This window comes from Citrobacter sp. wls615 (assembly GCF_005281355.1).
Taxonomy (GTDB): Bacteria; Pseudomonadota; Gammaproteobacteria; order Enterobacterales; family Enterobacteriaceae; genus Citrobacter; species Citrobacter werkmanii.
This window is the reverse complement of the sequence record NZ_SZXM01000060.1, coordinates 76,529-93,936: the sequence shown is the minus strand read 5'-3', so window position 1 is coordinate 93,936 and position 17,408 is coordinate 76,529. Positions and strand designations below refer to the sequence as shown.

Annotated in this window: 10 protein-coding genes; 8 read left to right on the top strand and 2 right to left on the bottom strand. The window is 54.6% G+C overall.

The window, feature by feature from the left end; all coding sequences use genetic code 11:
• Positions 1–193 precede the first annotated feature (193 nt).
• Positions 194–3,523: a diguanylate cyclase gene (locus FDX04_RS16080; protein WP_137371216.1), complete on the top strand. Its 3,330-nt coding sequence runs from the start codon at positions 194–196 to the stop codon at positions 3,521–3,523.
• Here the strand turns inward: FDX04_RS16080 and alkA are convergent.
• Positions 3,491–4,360, bottom strand: coding sequence for a DNA-3-methyladenine glycosylase 2 (alkA, locus tag FDX04_RS16075; RefSeq protein WP_137371261.1), 870 nt, complete (start codon positions 4,358–4,360; stop codon positions 3,491–3,493). The genes FDX04_RS16080 and alkA overlap by 33 nt on opposite strands.
• Before the next feature lie 136 nt (positions 4,361–4,496).
• Here alkA and yegD point away from each other — a divergent pair, with 136 nt between their 5' ends.
• On the top strand, positions 4,497–5,849 hold the full coding sequence (gene yegD / locus FDX04_RS16070) for a molecular chaperone (protein ID WP_137371215.1): 1,353 nt from the start codon (positions 4,497–4,499) through the stop codon (positions 5,847–5,849).
• Positions 5,850–5,948: 99 nt separating this feature from the next.
• On the opposite strand, the gene FDX04_RS16065 is transcribed toward yegD, so the two are convergent.
• Positions 5,949–6,008 (bottom strand): type I toxin-antitoxin system Ibs family toxin, encoded by a 60-nt coding sequence (locus FDX04_RS16065; protein WP_106672390.1) that lies wholly within the window; start codon positions 6,006–6,008, stop codon positions 5,949–5,951.
• A 279-nt stretch (positions 6,009–6,287) separates the two neighbouring features.
• Between FDX04_RS16065 and FDX04_RS16060 the strand changes: the two genes are divergently transcribed.
• From FDX04_RS16060 to baeR, 6 genes are read left to right on the top strand one after another with little or no spacing between them, the layout of a single operon-like run.
• Positions 6,288–7,535 carry an MdtA/MuxA family multidrug efflux RND transporter periplasmic adaptor subunit gene (locus tag FDX04_RS16060; protein ID WP_137371214.1) on the top strand — a complete coding sequence of 416 codons (1,248 nt, stop codon included), beginning with the start codon at positions 6,288–6,290 and terminating at the stop codon, positions 7,533–7,535.
• Positions 7,535–10,657 carry an MdtB/MuxB family multidrug efflux RND transporter permease subunit gene (locus FDX04_RS16055; protein ID WP_137371213.1) on the top strand — a complete coding sequence of 1,041 codons (3,123 nt, stop codon included), beginning with the start codon at positions 7,535–7,537 and terminating at the stop codon, positions 10,655–10,657. Before FDX04_RS16060 ends, FDX04_RS16055 begins: the two co-directional genes overlap by 1 nt.
• Positions 10,658–13,738, top strand: coding sequence for a multidrug efflux RND transporter permease subunit MdtC (gene mdtC, locus FDX04_RS16050; protein ID WP_137371212.1), 3,081 nt, complete (start codon positions 10,658–10,660; stop codon positions 13,736–13,738).
• Entirely contained in the window at positions 13,735–15,147 is a 1,413-nt protein-coding gene (locus tag FDX04_RS16045; RefSeq protein WP_137360819.1) for an MFS transporter, read from the top strand. The genes mdtC and FDX04_RS16045 overlap by 4 nt, the downstream gene beginning before the upstream one ends.
• On the top strand, positions 15,147–16,550 hold the full coding sequence (gene baeS / locus FDX04_RS16040; RefSeq protein WP_137371211.1) for a two-component system sensor histidine kinase BaeS: 1,404 nt from the start codon (positions 15,147–15,149) through the stop codon (positions 16,548–16,550). The genes FDX04_RS16045 and baeS overlap by 1 nt, the downstream gene beginning before the upstream one ends.
• Entirely contained in the window at positions 16,547–17,269 is a 723-nt protein-coding gene (gene baeR / locus FDX04_RS16035; RefSeq protein ID WP_137371210.1) for a two-component system response regulator BaeR, read from the top strand. The genes baeS and baeR overlap by 4 nt, the downstream gene beginning before the upstream one ends.
• The last annotated feature ends 139 nt before the right edge of the window (positions 17,270–17,408 follow it).

Here is a 17,408-nt window from a genome sequence, read left to right as displayed (position 1 = left end):
CAAATTAAAATGATCAGTTTTAAAGCAGGTGCTAAATTTATCTATCAGCCTTAGGAATTAATAGCTTGAGAGTGTTAATTTATGAGCAGCTGGCGTATAAATTGTAAATTGTTTGTACTAGCATAATCGCAGATTAAACATGATGTATCCGGCATATCTCCCGGACGACATCGGCTATTTGGGTAGAGTGGTAATGAGTAAACAATCCCAACATGTTTTAGTTACCTTACCTCATCCTCTACTGCGCATGGCCAGTTTAGGTCTGGTGGCTTTCATTTTTACGCTATTCTCGCTGGAACTGTCACGTTTCGGTGCGCAGCTGGCCCCGCTTTGGTTCCCAACGTCAATCATGATGGTGGCTTTTTACCGTCATGCGGGAAAGATGTGGCCGGGAATCGCGCTGGCTTGTTCATTTGGTAATATCGGCGCGTCCTTACTCTTCTTCCCCGGTGAATCGCTGAGCTTCACCTATACGGCTATCAACATTATTGAGGCTGTCGTTGGCGCAATGCTATTGCGAAAACTGCTGCCCTGGTACAACCCCTTACAAAATCTTAACGACTGGGCGCGCCTGGCATTTGGCAGCGCCGTGGTTCCTCCCGTGTTGGGCGGCTTGTTACTGTGGTTATTGCTGCCAAAGGAAACCTCGTTAAATACCCTCCTTATTTGGGTGCTGTCAGAATCCATCGGCGCGCTGGCGCTGGTGCCGCTAGGTTTGCTGTTTAAGCCCCATTATCTGCTTCGCCACCGCAACCCGCGGTTACTGCTGGAAACCGTCATCACACTTCTGGTGACCTTAACGTTCAGTTGGTTGTCCATGATGTATCTTCCATGGCCTTTTACCTGCGTTATCGTCCTGTTGATGTGGAGCGCTGTTCGTCTACCGCGAATGGAGGCATTTTTAATTTTCCTCAGCACTGTGATGATGGTCTCGATGATGTTGGCCGCAGACCCTTCTCTGCTCTACATCCCCAAACCCAACTTGATGACCAGCCTGCCGTGGCTGCCGTTTTTGATGATCCTGCTGCCGGCCAATATGATGACGATGGTGATGTACGCGTTTCGGGCTGAACGCAAACATATCTCTGAAAGCGAAACGCGCTTTCGCAATGCCATGGAATATTCCGCGATTGGCATGGCGCTGGTAGGGACGGAGGGGCAATGGCTCCAGGCGAATAAAGCGTTGTGCCAGTTTCTGGGCTACAGCCAGGATGAGCTACGTTCGCTAACCTTCCAGCAATTAACCTGGCCGGAAGATCTGAATAATGATCTCGAACAGCTGGATATGCTGGCACGTGGGGAAATCAACAGCTACTCCATGGAAAAACGCTATTACACGCGTTCCGGTGATGTCGTCTGGGCCTTGCTGGCCGTTTCGTTGGTGCGTCATAGCGACAATACCCCCCTCTACTTTATTGCACAGGTTGAGGATATTAACGATCTGAAGCATACCGAGTGGATTAACAAACGGCTGATGGAGCGCATTACCCTCGCCAATGAAGCCGGGGGAATTGGCATCTGGGAATGGGAGCTGCAGCCTGACGTAATCAGTTGGGATAAACGCATGTTTGATCTCTATGACGTCCCCGCGCATATCAAACCCAGCTGGCAAGTCTGGTATGACTGCGTTGTGCCCGAAGATCGTGAACATGCTAAAAATGTCATTCGCGATTCGCTGGCCGCTCGTGCTCCCTTTAAGCTCGAGTTTCGTATTGCGGTCAAAGATGGCGTGCGGCACATCCGCTCACTGGCAAACCGGGTACTGAATAAAGACGGTGAAGTTGAACGCTTTCTTGGCATCAATATGGATATGACCGAGGTGAAGCAGCTTAACGAAGCGCTGTATCAGGAAAAAGAACGGCTGCACATTACGCTGGATTCGATTGGCGAAGCGGTGATTTGTATTGATGTCGATATGAACGTGACCTTTATGAATCCAGTCGCAGAGAAGATGAGCGGCTGGCAGCAGGAAAGTGCGATCGGCATTCCGCTGCTGACGGTACTGCGTATTACCTTTGGCGATAACGGTCCGCTGATGGAAAATATCTACAGTGCTGACATGTCGCGCACTGCCATCGAGCAGGAAGTCGTTCTGCATTGTCGCAACGGCAGCAGTTATGATATTCAGTACAGCATCACCCCCCTCAGCACTCTCGATGGCGGCAGTATTGGCTCGGTGCTGGTGATTCAGGATGTCACCGAGTCACGTAAAATGCTGCGCCAACTTAGCTACAGCGCCTCGCATGATGATCTGACGCAATTGGCAAACCGGGTCAGCTTCGAAAATCATCTCAAACAGTTACTGCATACGGTTCACGACACGCACCAACGGCATGCTTTGGTTTTTATCGATCTGGATCGCTTTAAAGCGGTGAATGATCGCGCAGGCCATGCCGCGGGCGATGCCCTGCTGCGTGAACTCTCTTCACTTATGCTGAGCATGCTGCGTTCCAGCGACATGCTGGCGCGCCTTGGCGGCGACGAGTTTGGTCTGTTGCTGCCGGATTGTAATATCGAAAGCGCCCGCTTTATCTCAGGTCGCATCATCAGCGCCATCAACGATTATCATTTCATGTGGGAAGGCCGCTTGCACCGCATTGGCGCCAGTGCGGGGATTACGCTCATTGATGAAAAAAACCATGTCGCCAGCGACGTCATGTCTCAGGCGGATATTGCCTGTTATGCGGCGAAGAACAGTGGACGTGGGCGAGTCTGCGTGTATGAACCCCAGCAAAGCGAGGCTCATGCTGCGCGAAGCCAACTGTCATTGGATGAACAAAGACACACCATTACCCACAACCCAATGTTAATCATCGCCAGGGGCGTGGCCTCCCCGCGTATACCAGAGACGTTTAGCTTCTGGCTCCTCTCGCTGCGTTTAGGGACAGCTGAAGGGGAGATTATTGAAGAACACGCTTTCCGTGCCGGGCTGGTCGATCCTACATTAAATCAGGCGCTTGACCGCCGGGTATTCACCGAGTTCTTCCAGAGTGCTGCCCCGGCCGTCGCCAGTAAGGGACTCAGCATTGCCCTGCCCCTTTCCGCCGCCGGACTGCTGAATACAGAACTTGTTGACGAACTGCTGGGGCAATTGCAAAGAAGTCCGTTACCACCACGACTGCTGCACCTGACCGTTCCGTCTAACGTGATAAAAACAAACCCAACGCAGGCTATATCCACATTACATCGACTGCGTCAGTGCGGATGTCGAATTATTTTAAGTCATGTCGGTCGCGATTTAGAGCTGTTTGACAACCTGAAGTATCGCATGGTTGATTACCTTCTGCTCGACAGCGAGCTAAGCGCCAGCACCCACGGTAACGTGATTGACGAAATGTGGGTGTCCATTATCCAGGGCCATGCTCAGCGTCTGGACATTAAAACCATCGCCGGTCCGGTGCAGTTGCCGCTGATCATGGATGCGCTTTCTGGCATCGGGATTGATATGATTTATGGCGATATCATTGCCGACGCCCAACCGCTGGATCTGCTACTGAATACCAGTAATTTCGCCATCAACTGACGGCTGCCAACCATCCGTATACCAGATATGTAATAACGCATAGGAGCGCCAGGGTTTCCAGCGCTCTGCATACCGCCGTATCTGGGCGGGCGTCATGCCGGCAAAACGTTGTTTAATCAGATAGTCATCCGGCAGAAAAACATCTTTCGCCTGCCAGCCCCGCAGCGCAAAGTAGTTGGCGGTCCAGCGCCCTATTCCGGGGAACGTTTGCAGATGTTTGACGCCTTGCTCGATATCGGCAGGCGCTTGTGTCGCAAGCGTTCCATCCAGCGTCGCGCGAGCCAGATGAATTAACGCTTCAGCGCGTTTGAGCGGCATCCCTAACGCTTTCAGGTGTAATGGTTCGGCATCAGCGAGCGCTTCAGGGGTAGGGAAACACACATACTCTGGGGCATCCTCCAGCGTTTGCCCATAAGTATGCGCCACTTTCGCCGTCAGTTTCGCCGCCATAGCCACGCTGACTAACTGCCCTAAAATCGCTCGTACTCCTTGTTCAAAAGCATCGACACTGCCCGGCAAACGCAGTCCCGGACGCGCTGCCCCAAGGCTTCCCAGCGCGCTGACGATTTGCTGCGGGCAACAGGTAAGATCGAATAAACGCGTCATTTTAGCCAGACACTCTGCGGCAACCGGCTGTAGCCCCTGACTCAACGTCACGTGTAGTTGATGGGTGTGTAGGTCCGGTATCACGCGCACCAGACCACGATGATTCCCGACGGACAGGCTTCTGACATAACGCAGATCCCCCACGGTTTCTACCCCTTCCACCGCACGGGCGGCCAGGAACCCTAGCATCCAGGGCCAGTCGTAAGGCGGTTGCCAACTCAGCGTGAACATTGCATTTTCCTTTTCCAGCAAACCTACAGCATAAACGGTATTCAAACGATACGCCTTGCTTTCATATTCCAGTTGTCGGGACGTCAACATTTCGTTAAAGTCACGCCCCTTCTTCACTGGCATGGGGATTTTTACGGTGTTTATTGGTTTTGACTACGGTACGGCAAACTGTTCAGTGGCCGTTATGCGAGACGGGCAGCCACAGTTGCTCAAAATGGAAAATAACAGCACGCTTCTGCCCTCAATGCTTTGTGCGCCAACGCGCGAAGCGGTCAGCGAATGGCTGTATCGGCATCACGACGTTCCAACCACGGATGATGAAACGCAGGCGTTATTGCGCCGTGCGATGCGCTATAACCGCGAAGAAGATATCGAGGTTAATGCCAACAGCGTGCAGTTCGGTCTGGCTTCGCTGGGTCACTATATTGACGATCCGGAAGAGGTGTACTTCGTTAAATCACCAAAATCCTTTCTCGGTGCCAGCGGTCTGAAACCGCAGCAGGTTGCGCTGTTTGAGGATCTGGTCTGTGCCATGATGCTGCATATTCGTAATCAGGCACAAAGCCAGTTGCCGGAAGCCATCACCCAGGCCGTTATTGGTCGCCCAATCAACTTCCAGGGTTTAGGTGGCGATGACGCCAATATTCAGGCGCAAGGTATCCTTGAACGTGCGGCAAAACGCGCTGGTTTTCAGGATGTCGTCTTTCAGTACGAACCGGTAGCAGCTGGTCTGGATTACGAAGCCACGCTGCAGGAAGAAAAACGCGTATTGGTCGTGGACATCGGCGGGGGTACGACTGACTGTTCATTGTTGCTGATGGGACCGCAATGGCATCAACGCGCCGATCGCGAAAACAGCCTGCTGGGGCACAGCGGCTGCCGCGTAGGCGGGAACGATCTGGATATTGCGCTGGCCTTTAAACACTTGATGCCGCTCCTCGGCATGGGTGGAGAAACGGAAAAAGGCATCGCCTTACCTATTCTGCCCTGGTGGAACGCGGTCGCGATTAACGATGTCCCCGCGCAAAGTGAGTTCTACAGTAGTGCCAACGGACGCTTGTTAAACGATCTTGTACGTGACGCCCGGGAAGCCGATAAAGTCGCGCTGTTGCTCAAAGTCTGGCGCGAGCGTCTGAGCTACCGCCTGGTGCGCAGCGCAGAAGAGAGCAAAATCGCGCTGTCCGACCAGAACATAGTTACGGCGGCAATACCGTTTATCAGCGAAACGCTGGCCACCGATATCAGTCAACACGGACTGGAAACCGCACTTAATCAGCCCCTGGCGCGCATTCTCGAGCAGGTGCAACTGGCGCTGGAAAACGCGCAAGAAAAGCCGAACGTGATTTACCTGACCGGCGGCAGCGCGCGTTCACCGCTGATCAAAAAAGCTCTCGCAGAGCAGCTTCCGGGGATCCCAATTGCCGGTGGCGATGATTTCGGTTCCGTTACCGCTGGACTGGCCCGCTGGGCTGAGGTTGTTTTCCGCTAAGCCGCTCGCAAGCTGAAAGGTGTGCATATTGACATCACCGTTGCTGTGGCTTATTTTCAGGAGTGAGGGTTAGGGAAGGTTTCCCCTCCCCCTGGTGTCTTAGTAAGCCGGTAAGCTAATGACTAAGAGTATCACCAGTATGATGACGTACTTCATCATAACCCTTTCCTTATTTTGGCCCCTTCCTCGGGAGGGGCTTTCCCGTTCCAGCGTCCCGCTGAAATCTCTGGCTTACCTCCTTTTTGCCTTGAACGCACTCTAACGCACTATTTCTTGTTCGCCGTTTTCAGCGCTAAATGTTGCGTAACGCCTCGCAAAGCCGCATCAGCATTCAGACGAATCCCGACAGTGTTTCATAATTCCTCCATTTTTCTCCCTTGTTCGCTGGCTAAACTAGTATCATTCCGCGAATCGTTTCAGGATGAGAAACCCATAACAATGAAAGGCAGTAACAAATCCCGCTGGGTGATAGCAACTGTGATCGTCGTGACCGCCATCGCCGCATTCTGGTTCTGGCAAAGCCGCAGTGAACCCCAGGGCACCGCACCCGGCGCGACCAAACCAGCACAGCACTCGCCAGGAGCTGGGCGTCGTGGTATGCGTTCCGGGCCGTTGGCTCCCGTTCAGGCCGCCACCGCCACCGAGGAAGCCGTTCCACGTTATCTGACGGGGCTGGGCACTATTACTGCCGCCAATACCGCTACGGTGCGAAGCCGGGTAGATGGCCAGCTCATCGCGTTACACTTCGCGGAAGGGCAACAGGTAAAAGCCGGCGACTTGCTGGCAGAGATAGACCCCAGCCAATTTAAAGTTGCTCTGGCTCAGGCGCAGGGGCAACTGGCAAAAGATAAAGCCACGCTGGCGAATGCCCGTCGCGATCTTGCGCGTTATCAGCAGTTGGTAAAAACCAATCTGGTCTCCCGCCAGGAGCTGGATGCCCAACAGGCGCTGGTAAATGAGACGTTAGGGACAATCAAAGCGGATGAAGCCAGCGTCGCCAGCGCCCAATTGCAGCTCGACTGGAGCCGTATAACCGCGCCTGTCGATGGACGGGTCGGTCTGAAACAGGTGGATGTTGGCAACCAGATTTCCAGCGGTGATACCACCGGCATCGTCGTCATTACACAAACCCACCCCATCGACTTGATATTCACCTTACCCGAAAACGACATTGCCACCGTGTTGCGGGCGCAAAAATCGGGGAACCCGCTAAAGGTCGAAGCCTGGGACCGTACTAATTCGCAAAAACTCAGCGAAGGTCTCCTGCTGAGCCTCGACAATCAAATCGACGCAACCACCGGAACCATCAAAGTTAAGGCCCGGTTTAACAATCAGGATGATGCCTTATTCCCGAACCAGTTCGTTAACGCCCGCATGCTGGTCGACACGGAACAAAATGCCGTTGTCATCCCCACTGCTGCCCTGCAAATGGGTAATGAAGGTCACTTTGTCTGGGTGCTGAACAGCGACAATAACGTCAGTAAACACCTGGTTAAACCAGGTATCCAGGATAGCCAGAAAGTGGTGATTACCGCCGGACTGTCCGTGGGCGATCGCGTAGTGACCGACGGTATTGACCGCCTGACGGAAGGGGCCAAAGTTGAAGTCGTAGAGGCGCACGACACCTCTGTAACAGACGAAAAAACTACGCCGCGCGGCTACGGAAAAAAAGGAGCTAACTCCTGATGCAGGTGTTACCTCCTGGCAACTCAGGCGGCCCATCGCGCCTGTTTATTCTGCGCCCCGTCGCCACCACGCTGCTGATGGTCGCCATTTTATTGGCAGGTATTATTGGTTATCGCTTCCTGCCGATCGCCGCTTTACCAGAAGTGGATTACCCCACAATTCAGGTCGTAACGCTCTACCCCGGCGCCAGCCCGGACGTTATGACTTCGGCGGTAACCGCGCCGCTTGAGCGTCAGTTTGGACAAATGTCCGGCTTAAAACAGATGTCCTCGCAAAGCTCCGGCGGCGCTTCGGTCGTCACGTTGCAGTTTCAACTGACGCTCCCGTTGGATGTCGCCGAGCAGGAAGTTCAGGCTGCCATTAATGCCGCCACAAATTTATTACCGGGCGATCTGCCCAACCCGCCGGTTTACAGCAAGGTAAACCCGGCGGATCCACCGATCATGACGCTGGCTGTCACCTCCAGCGCGATGCCGATGACGCAGGTGGAAGATATGGTCGAAACCCGCGTCGCCCAGAAAATCTCTCAGGTTTCCGGCGTGGGTCTGGTGACGCTTTCCGGTGGGCAACGTCCGGCTGTCCGCGTGAAGCTTAATGCGCAGGCCATTGCCGCGCTCGGTCTGACCAGCGAAACCATCCGTACGGCCATTACCGGCGCCAACGTCAACTCGGCTAAAGGCAGTCTTGATGGCCCAACGCGCGCCGTCACGCTCTCAGCTAACGACCAGATGCAGTCTGCGGATGAATATCGTCAGCTTATTATTGCCTATAAAAACGGCGCGCCGGTTCGTCTGGGCGATGTCGCGAGCGTTGAGCAAGGGGCAGAAAATAGCTGGCTGGGCGCATGGGCCAATAAGCAACAAGCCATTGTGATGAATGTTCAGCGCCAGCCGGGGGCAAACATCATTTCCACTGCTGACAGCATCCGCCAAATGTTGCCGCAGCTCACTGAAAGCCTGCCTAAATCAGTAAAGGTCAGCGTGCTTTCCGATCGTACAACCAATATTCGTGCATCCGTAGCCGACACCCAGTTTGAGCTGATGCTGGCGATTGCGCTGGTTGTTATGATTATCTACCTGTTTCTGCGCAATATCCCGGCAACGATTATACCCGCGGTCGCCGTGCCGCTGTCGCTAATTGGCACCTTCGCGGTAATGGTTTTTCTTGATTTCTCTATCAATAACCTGACCTTAATGGCGCTAACCATCGCCACCGGCTTTGTGGTGGATGACGCCATCGTGGTGATTGAGAACATTTCACGTTATATCGAAAAAGGCGAAAAACCGCTGACCGCCGCCCTGAAAGGTGCGGGCGAGATTGGTTTTACCATCATCTCTCTGACTTTTTCGCTGATCGCCGTGCTGATCCCACTGTTGTTTATGGGCGATATTGTCGGGCGATTGTTCCGCGAGTTTGCCGTAACGCTGGCCGTGGCGATCCTGATTTCTGCGGTAGTGTCGCTCACCCTCACGCCGATGATGTGCGCCCGCATGCTCAGTCAGGCATCGTTACGTAAACAGAACCGCTTCTCGCGCGCCTCGGAACGGATGTTTGATCGCGTTATCGCCGCGTACGGTCACTGGCTGGCAAAGGTACTCAACCATCCGTGGCTGACGCTCAGCGTGGCGCTTGGCACGCTGGCGCTAAGCGTCATGCTGTGGGTCTTTATTCCAAAAGGCTTCTTCCCGATACAGGATAACGGCATCATCCAGGGCACGCTGCAGGCACCGCAGTCCAGCTCGTTTGCCAGCATGGCCCAGCGTCAGCGTCAGGTCTCAGATGTCATCCTGCAAGATCCGGCGGTTGAGAGCCTGACCGCTTTTGTTGGCGTGGACGGCACCAATCCGGCATTAAACAGCGCACGTATGCAAATCAACCTTAAGCCACTGGATGAACGCGACGATCGCGTGCAGAAAGTGATCGCGCGGTTACAAGAGGCAGTAAACAACGTTCCCGGCGTCGACCTCTATCTTCAGCCTACGCAAGACCTGACGATTGATACTCAGGTCAGCCGGACGCAATATCAATTCACGCTGCAAGCAACCTCCCTGGATGCGCTCAGCACCTGGGTTCCCCAACTGTTGGAAAAGCTACAACAGCTACCGCAGGTGTCTGATGTCAGCAGTGACTGGCAGGACAAAGGGCTGGTAGCCTATGTGAACGTCAATCGCGACAGCGCCAGCCGTTTAGGTATCAGCATGGCAGATGTCGATAACGCCCTGTACAACGCCTTCGGCCAACGCCTGATTTCAACCATCTATACGCAGGCAAACCAGTATCGCGTCGTGTTAGAACATGACACCGACACGACGCCAGGGCTTGCGGCTATGGAGACTATTCGTCTGACCAGTAGCGACGGCGGCGTGGTGCCGCTCAGCGCTATCGCCAGCATTGAACAGCGTTTTGCCCCGCTGTCGATTAACCATCTCGATCAGTTTCCGGTGACAACCATCTCGTTCAATGTGCCAGACGACTATTCATTGGGCGATGCGGTACAGGCGATTCTGGATGCCGAAAAAACGCTTAACCTGCCAGCGAACATTACCACCCAGTTTCAGGGCAGTACGTTGGCCTTCCAGGCCGCGCTGGGTAACACTATCTGGCTGATTGTGGCGGCGGTTGTCGCGATGTATATCGTACTCGGCGTGCTGTATGAAAGCTTTATTCACCCGATTACCATTCTCTCCACGCTGCCCACGGCGGGCGTTGGCGCACTGCTGGCGTTAATGATTGCCGGCAGCGAACTGGACGTCATTGCGATTATCGGCATTATTTTGCTCATCGGTATCGTCAAGAAAAACGCCATCATGATGATCGACTTTGCCCTGGCCGCAGAGCGCGAACAGGGTATGGCGCCGCGTGAAGCTATCTTCCAGGCCTGTCTGCTGCGTTTTCGCCCGATCCTGATGACCACGCTGGCGGCGCTGCTGGGCGCATTGCCCCTGATGTTAAGCACCGGCGTGGGCGCAGAGTTACGCCGTCCATTAGGGATTGGCATGGTCGGCGGTCTACTGGTAAGCCAGGTATTAACCCTGTTCACCACCCCAGTGATTTATCTGCTGTTTGACCGTTTATCGCTGTATGTGAAAAGCCGCTTCCCACGTCAGGAAGAGGAAGCGTAAATGAAATTTTTCGCGCTTTTCATTCATCGTCCGGTGGCGACTATTCTCATTTCTGTGGCCATCACTCTGTGCGGCATACTGGGCTTTCGTCTGCTACCGGTGGCCCCGCTGCCGCAGGTGGATTTCCCGGTGATTATGGTCAGCGCCTCATTACCCGGCGCGTCTCCCGAAACGATGGCCTCCTCTGTCGCCACCCCGCTGGAACGCTCTCTGGGCCACATCGCGGGCGTGAACGAAATGACTTCAAGCAGTTCGCTTGGCAGCACACGCATTATTCTCGAATTTAAATTCGACCGAGACATCAACGGCGCTGCGCGAGACGTTCAGGCCGCAATCAACGCCGCACAAAGCCTGCTGCCTAGCGGAATGCCCAGTCGCCCAACGTACCGCAAAGCTAACCCTTCCGACGCGCCGATCATGATCCTGACGCTCACTTCTGATACGTATTCCCAGGGTGAACTGTACGATTTTGCGTCGACCCAACTGGCGCAAACCATCGCGCAAATCGACGGCGTGGGTGACGTGGACGTGGGAGGAAGTTCTCTGCCTGCCGTGCGCGTAGGACTCAACCCGCAAGCGCTGTTTAACCAGGGCGTATCGCTGGACGACGTGCGTAGCGCAATCGACAACGCCAACGTGCGTAAGCCGCAGGGAGCTATTGAGAGTGAAACCCATCGTTGGCAGGTACAAACCAACGATGAGCTGAAAACAGCAGCCGAATACCAACCGATTATCATCCACTACAATAACGGCGCTGCGGTGCGGTTAGGTGACGTTGCGTCTGTGAGCGACTCGGTACAGGACGTGCGCAACGCGGGGATGACCAATGCCAAACCAGCCATTCTGCTGATGATCCGCAAGCTGCCGGAAGCCAATATCATTCAGACTGTAGACAGCATTCGGGCTAAATTGCCGGAATTACAAACGCTGGTCCCGGCCGCCATCGATCTGCAAATCGCCCAGGACCGCTCGCCGACCATTCGCGCCTCGCTGGAGGAAGTTGAACAGACGCTGATTATCTCCGTGGCGCTGGTTATCCTGGTGGTCTTTGTCTTTCTGCGTTCCGGACGTGCAACACTCATCCCCGCCGTCGCGGTTCCGGTCTCGCTAATCGGCACATTTGCCGCCATGTATTTGTGCGGATTCAGCCTGAACAACCTGTCGTTAATGGCGCTAACCATTGCCACGGGTTTTGTCGTCGATGACGCCATCGTGGTACTGGAAAACATAGCCCGCCACCTCGAGGCGGGAATGAAACCACTTCAGGCCGCGCTACAGGGCACGCGCGAGGTGGGCTTTACGGTTCTCTCCATGAGCCTGTCGCTGGTCGCGGTATTCCTACCGCTGTTGCTGATGGGCGGCCTGCCGGGGCGATTGCTGCGTGAATTTGCCGTCACGCTGTCGGTGGCAATCGGCATTTCCCTGCTGGTGTCACTGACATTAACGCCAATGATGTGTGGCTGGATGCTCAAATCCAGCGCCCCGCGCGAACAAACGCGTAAGCGGGGATTTGGTCGCGTGTTAGTGGCGCTGCAACAGGGTTACGGCACATCGCTTAAATGGGTACTGCGCCATACGCGACTGGTGGGCGTGGTACTACTCGGCACCATTGCGCTAAACATTTGGCTCTACATTTCCATCCCAAAAACCTTCTTCCCTGAGCAGGATACAGGCGTATTGATGGGCGGGATCCAGGCTGACCAAAGCATCTCTTTCCAGGCGATGCGCGGCAAACTGCAAGACTTTATGCAGATCATCCGCGACGATCCGGCGGTGAATAACGTCACTGGCTTCACCGGTGGTTCCCGGGTCAATAGCGGGATGATGTTTATTACCCTCAAACCACGCGATGAACGCCGTGAAAGCGCTCAACAGGTGATCGACCGCCTGCGCGTCGCGCTGGCCAAAGAGCCGGGCGCGAATCTGTTTCTGATGGCGGTGCAGGATATTCGCGTCGGTGGACGCCAGGCCAACGCCAGCTATCAGTACACACTGCTGTCCGACGATCTGGCGGCGCTACGTGAATGGGAACCTAAAATTCGCAAGGCGTTAGCCGCCCTGCCCCAACTGGCGGATGTCAACTCCGATCAACAGGACAATGGCGCGGAGATGAATCTGATTTACGATCGCGACATCATGTCGCGTCTGGGAATCGATGTTGCCGCCGCCAACAGCCTGTTGAATAACGCTTTCGGACAACGGCAGATTTCGACAATTTATCAACCGATGAACCAGTACAAAGTGGTGATGGAGGTTGATCGACGTTACACCCAGGACATCAGCGCGCTGGACAAAATGTTCGTCATCAACAATGACGGTAAGGCGATCCCGTTATCGTACTTTGCCAAATGGCAACCGGCGAATGCCCCGCTGTCGGTGAATCATCAGGGCTTGTCCGCCGCGTCAACGGTGTCGTTTAACCTGCCGACAGGCTCTTCACTTTCTGAAGCGACGGAGGCCATCAACAGAACGATGACCCAGCTTGGCGTTCCCTCGACGGTTCGCGGCAGTTTTGCCGGTACGGCACAGGTCTTTCAGGACACCATGAACTCGCAGGTGATCCTGATTATCGCCGCCATCGCAACGGTCTACATCGTGTTGGGCATGTTGTATGAAAGTTATGTTCACCCGCTGACTATTCTTTCCACACTGCCTTCGGCGGGCGTTGGGGCTTTACTGGCGCTGGAGCTGTTCAATGCCCCGTTCAGCCTAATCGCCCTGATAGGGATCATGCTATTAATTGGCATTGTGAAGAAAAACGCCATCATGATGGTCGATTTTGCGTTGGAAGCGCAGAGAAACGGTAAGTTGCCACCGGAGGAAGCCATTTTCCAGGCTTGCCTGTTACGCTTTCGCCCAATAATGATGACCACGCTGGCTGCGCTGTTTGGCGCGCTGCCGCTTGTGTTATCCGCAGGTGATGGCTCCGAACTGCGCCAGCCTTTGGGGATCACCATTGTCGGCGGGCTGGTGGTTAGTCAACTCCTGACGCTGTACACCACACCCGTGGTGTATCTCTTTTTCGACCGTCTGCGTCTGCGTTTTTCACGTAAAAATAGCAAACCGGTAGCAGAGTTATGACAGAACTTCCCGACAGCACCCGCTGGCAACTTTGGATTGTGGCATTCGGCTTTTTTATGCAGTCGCTGGATACCACCATCGTCAATACCGCGCTTCCTTCGATGGCCGCCAGCCTCGGAGAAAGCCCGTTACATATGCATATGGTCATTGTGTCATATGTATTAACCGTTGCCGTAATGCTGCCCGCCAGCGGATGGCTGGCGGACAAAGTTGGCGTGCGCAATATCTTCTTCACCGCCATCATCCTGTTTACGCTTGGCTCGCTGTTTTGCGCCTGGTCCGGCACGCTCAACGAGCTGGTGATGGCCCGCGTCTTACAAGGCGTTGGTGGCGCGATGATGGTGCCGGTTGGCAGACTAACGGTGATGAAAATCGTCCCGCGTGAGCAATATATGGCGGCGATGACGTTTGTCACGTTACCCGGCCAGATTGGCCCATTGCTGGGTCCGGCGTTAGGCGGCGTTCTGGTTGAGTATGCCTCCTGGCACTGGATATTTTTGCTGAACATTCCGGTTGGCATTGTCGGCGCGATAGCAACGTTAATGCTGATGCCCAACTACACCATGCAAACGCGACGCTTCGATCTTTCGGGATTCGCGATGCTGGCGGTCGGCATGGCGGTGCTAACGCTGGCGCTCGATGGCAGTAAAGGAACCGGCATCTCCGGTATCACGCTGGCGGTGCTGGTTATCTGCGGGACGTTGGCTATTGCGCTATATTTGAAACACGCCCATCGTAATCCACGCGCGCTGTTTAGTCTGAATCTGTTTCACACACCAACCTTCTCGTTAGGTCTGCTCGGCAGTTTTGCCGGACGTATCGGCAGCGGTATGCTGCCGTTTATGACGCCAGTGTTTTTACAGATTGGCCTCGGTTTTTCGCCTTTTCATGCCGGGCTGATGATGGTCCCGATGGTGCTCGGCAGTATGGGCATGAAGCGCATTGTGGTGCAGGTCGTTAACCGCTTTGGCTACCGTCGTGTACTGGTCGCCACCACGCTTGGCCTGTCGCTGGTCAGCCTGTTGCTGATGACCACCGCGCTGCTCGGCTGGTATTACGCCCTGCCCTTTGTGCTGTTCTTACAGGGAATGGTCAACTCAACGCGTTTTTCATCCATGAATACCCTGACGCTAAAAGATCTGCCAGACGATCTTGCCAGCAGCGGCAACAGCCTGCTGTCGATGATCATGCAATTGTCGATGAGTATCGGGGTGACTATCGCTGGCCTGTTGCTAGGTATGTTTGGTCAGCAGCATATCGCTATCGACAGCGGCAGTACGCATACCGTCTTTATGTACACCTGGCTGTGCATTGCATTCATTATTGCGCTGCCCGCCATTATTTTTGCCCGCGTGCCGAACGACACGCAAACTAACGCGGTGATCTCACGGCGCAAAAGGAGCACCTGATGAAGTTCTGGCGGCCCGGTATCACCGGCAAACTGTTTCTGGCGATTTTCGCCACCTGCATTGTGTTGCTGATCAGTATGCACTGGGCCGTACGCATTAGCTTCGAACGTGGTTTTATTGACTATATCAAACACGGTAACGAGCAGCGTCTGCAAATGCTCAGCGACGCGTTGAGCGAGCAGTATGAGCAGCATGGCAACTGGCGGTTCTTACGCAATAACGATCGCTTTGTTTTTCAGATCCTGCGCTCTTTTGAACACGACAACGACGATGATAAACCCGGTCCCGGCATGCCGCCGCACGGCTGGCGTACCCAGTTTTGGGTTGTTGATCAAAACGCTCGCGTGTTGGTCGGTCCGCGCGCTCCGGTCCCTCACGACGGTATGCGCCATCCTATCCGCGTCAACGGTAGCGAAGTGGGCGCCGTGATTGCCTCTCCCGTAGAGCGTTTAACGCGTAATACGGATATCAATTTCGACATGCAGCAAAGACGCTCCAGTTGGCTTATCGTCGCGCTTTCTACGATCTTGGCAGCGCTGGCAACGTTTACGCTGGCACGCAGCCTGTTGGCCCCGGTCAAACGACTGGTGGAAGGCACGCATAAACTGGCGGCAGGCGATTTCACCACCCGCGTTGCGCCGACCAGTACCGATGAACTGGGCAAACTGGCGCAAGACTTCAACCAGCTTGCCAGTACGCTGGAAAAAAACCAGCAGATGCGGCGCGACTTTATGGCCGATATTTCTCACGAACTGCGTACGCCGTTGGCGGTGCTACGCGGCGAGCTGGAAGCTATTCAGGATGGCGTACGCCAGTTTACCCCCGACTCCGTGACCTCTTTACAGGCCGAAGTCGCAACGCTCACCAAACTGGTGGACGATCTTCATCAGCTCTCCATGTCCGATGAAGGCGCGCTGGCCTACCAGAAAACATCGCTGGATCTTATTCCCCTGCTGGAAGTGGCAAGCGGTGCATTTCGTGAACGCTTTGCCAGCCGGGGACTGACGATACAACTTTCTCTCCCGGACAGTATGACGGTATTTGGCGACAGGGATCGTCTGATGCAGCTGTTCAACAATCTGCTGGAAAACAGCTTGCGCTACACCGACAACGGCGGCGGGCTGCATATCAGCGCTGAACAACGTGAACGAATGGTGTTATTAACCTTCGCTGATTCCGCTCCCGGCGTGAGTGAAGAGCAGTTGCAGAAGCTGTTTGAACGGTTTTATCGCACTGAAGGCTCGCGTAACCGAGCCAGCGGTGGTTCCGGCTTGGGGCTGGCGATTTGCGTCAATATTGTACAGGCGCATAATGGCCTGATCCGCGCCGCTCATTCGCCTTTTGGCGGGGTTAGCATTACAGTAGAGCTACCGCTCGAACGCGATTTACAGAGAGATGTATGACTGAGTTACCCATTGATGAAAACACGCCGCGTATTCTGATCGTGGAAGACGAGCCCAAGCTGGGACAACTGCTTATCGATTATCTGCGTGCAGCAAGTTACGCGCCTACGCTCATCAGCCATGGCGATTTGGTGCTGCCTTACGTGCGTCAAACGCCGCCCGATCTGATCTTGTTGGATCTGATGCTGCCCGGTACCGATGGCCTGACACTGTGTCGGGAAATTCGCCGTTTCTCTGAAGTTCCCATCATGATGGTAACCGCAAAAATCGAAGAGATTGACCGTCTGCTGGGACTGGAGATTGGTGCGGATGATTATATTTGTAAACCCTACAGCCCGCGCGAAGTCGTTGCTCGCGTGAAGACGATCCTGCGCCGTTGCAAGCCACAGCGCGAACTGCAACAAATGGATGCAGACAACCCGTTGATCGTCGACGAAGGTCGTTTTCAGGCGTCGTGGCGGGGGAAAATGCTCGACTTAACGCCTGCGGAATTTCGCTTACTCAAAACGCTGTCACACGAGCCGGGAAAAGTGTTCTCCCGCGAGCAGTTGCTCAATCATCTGTATGACGACTACCGCGTCGTTACCGACCGCACCATCGACAGCCACATTAAGAACCTGCGACGTAAGCTGGAGTCGCTGGATGCGGAGCAGTCCTTTATTCGCGCGGTGTATGGCGTAGGGTATCGCTGGGAAGCCGATGCGTGCCGAATTGCGTAATCAGCGATAGTCCAAATGATATCGGGTAAGGAGAAGCAGCCACCAGCACAATGACTTTACCTGCCCGCCCCTCAGCGCTACAATGCCCGCCCTTAATATGGGGGCACTCCCCTAACCGCCTCATTAAGTGAGGCGAGTC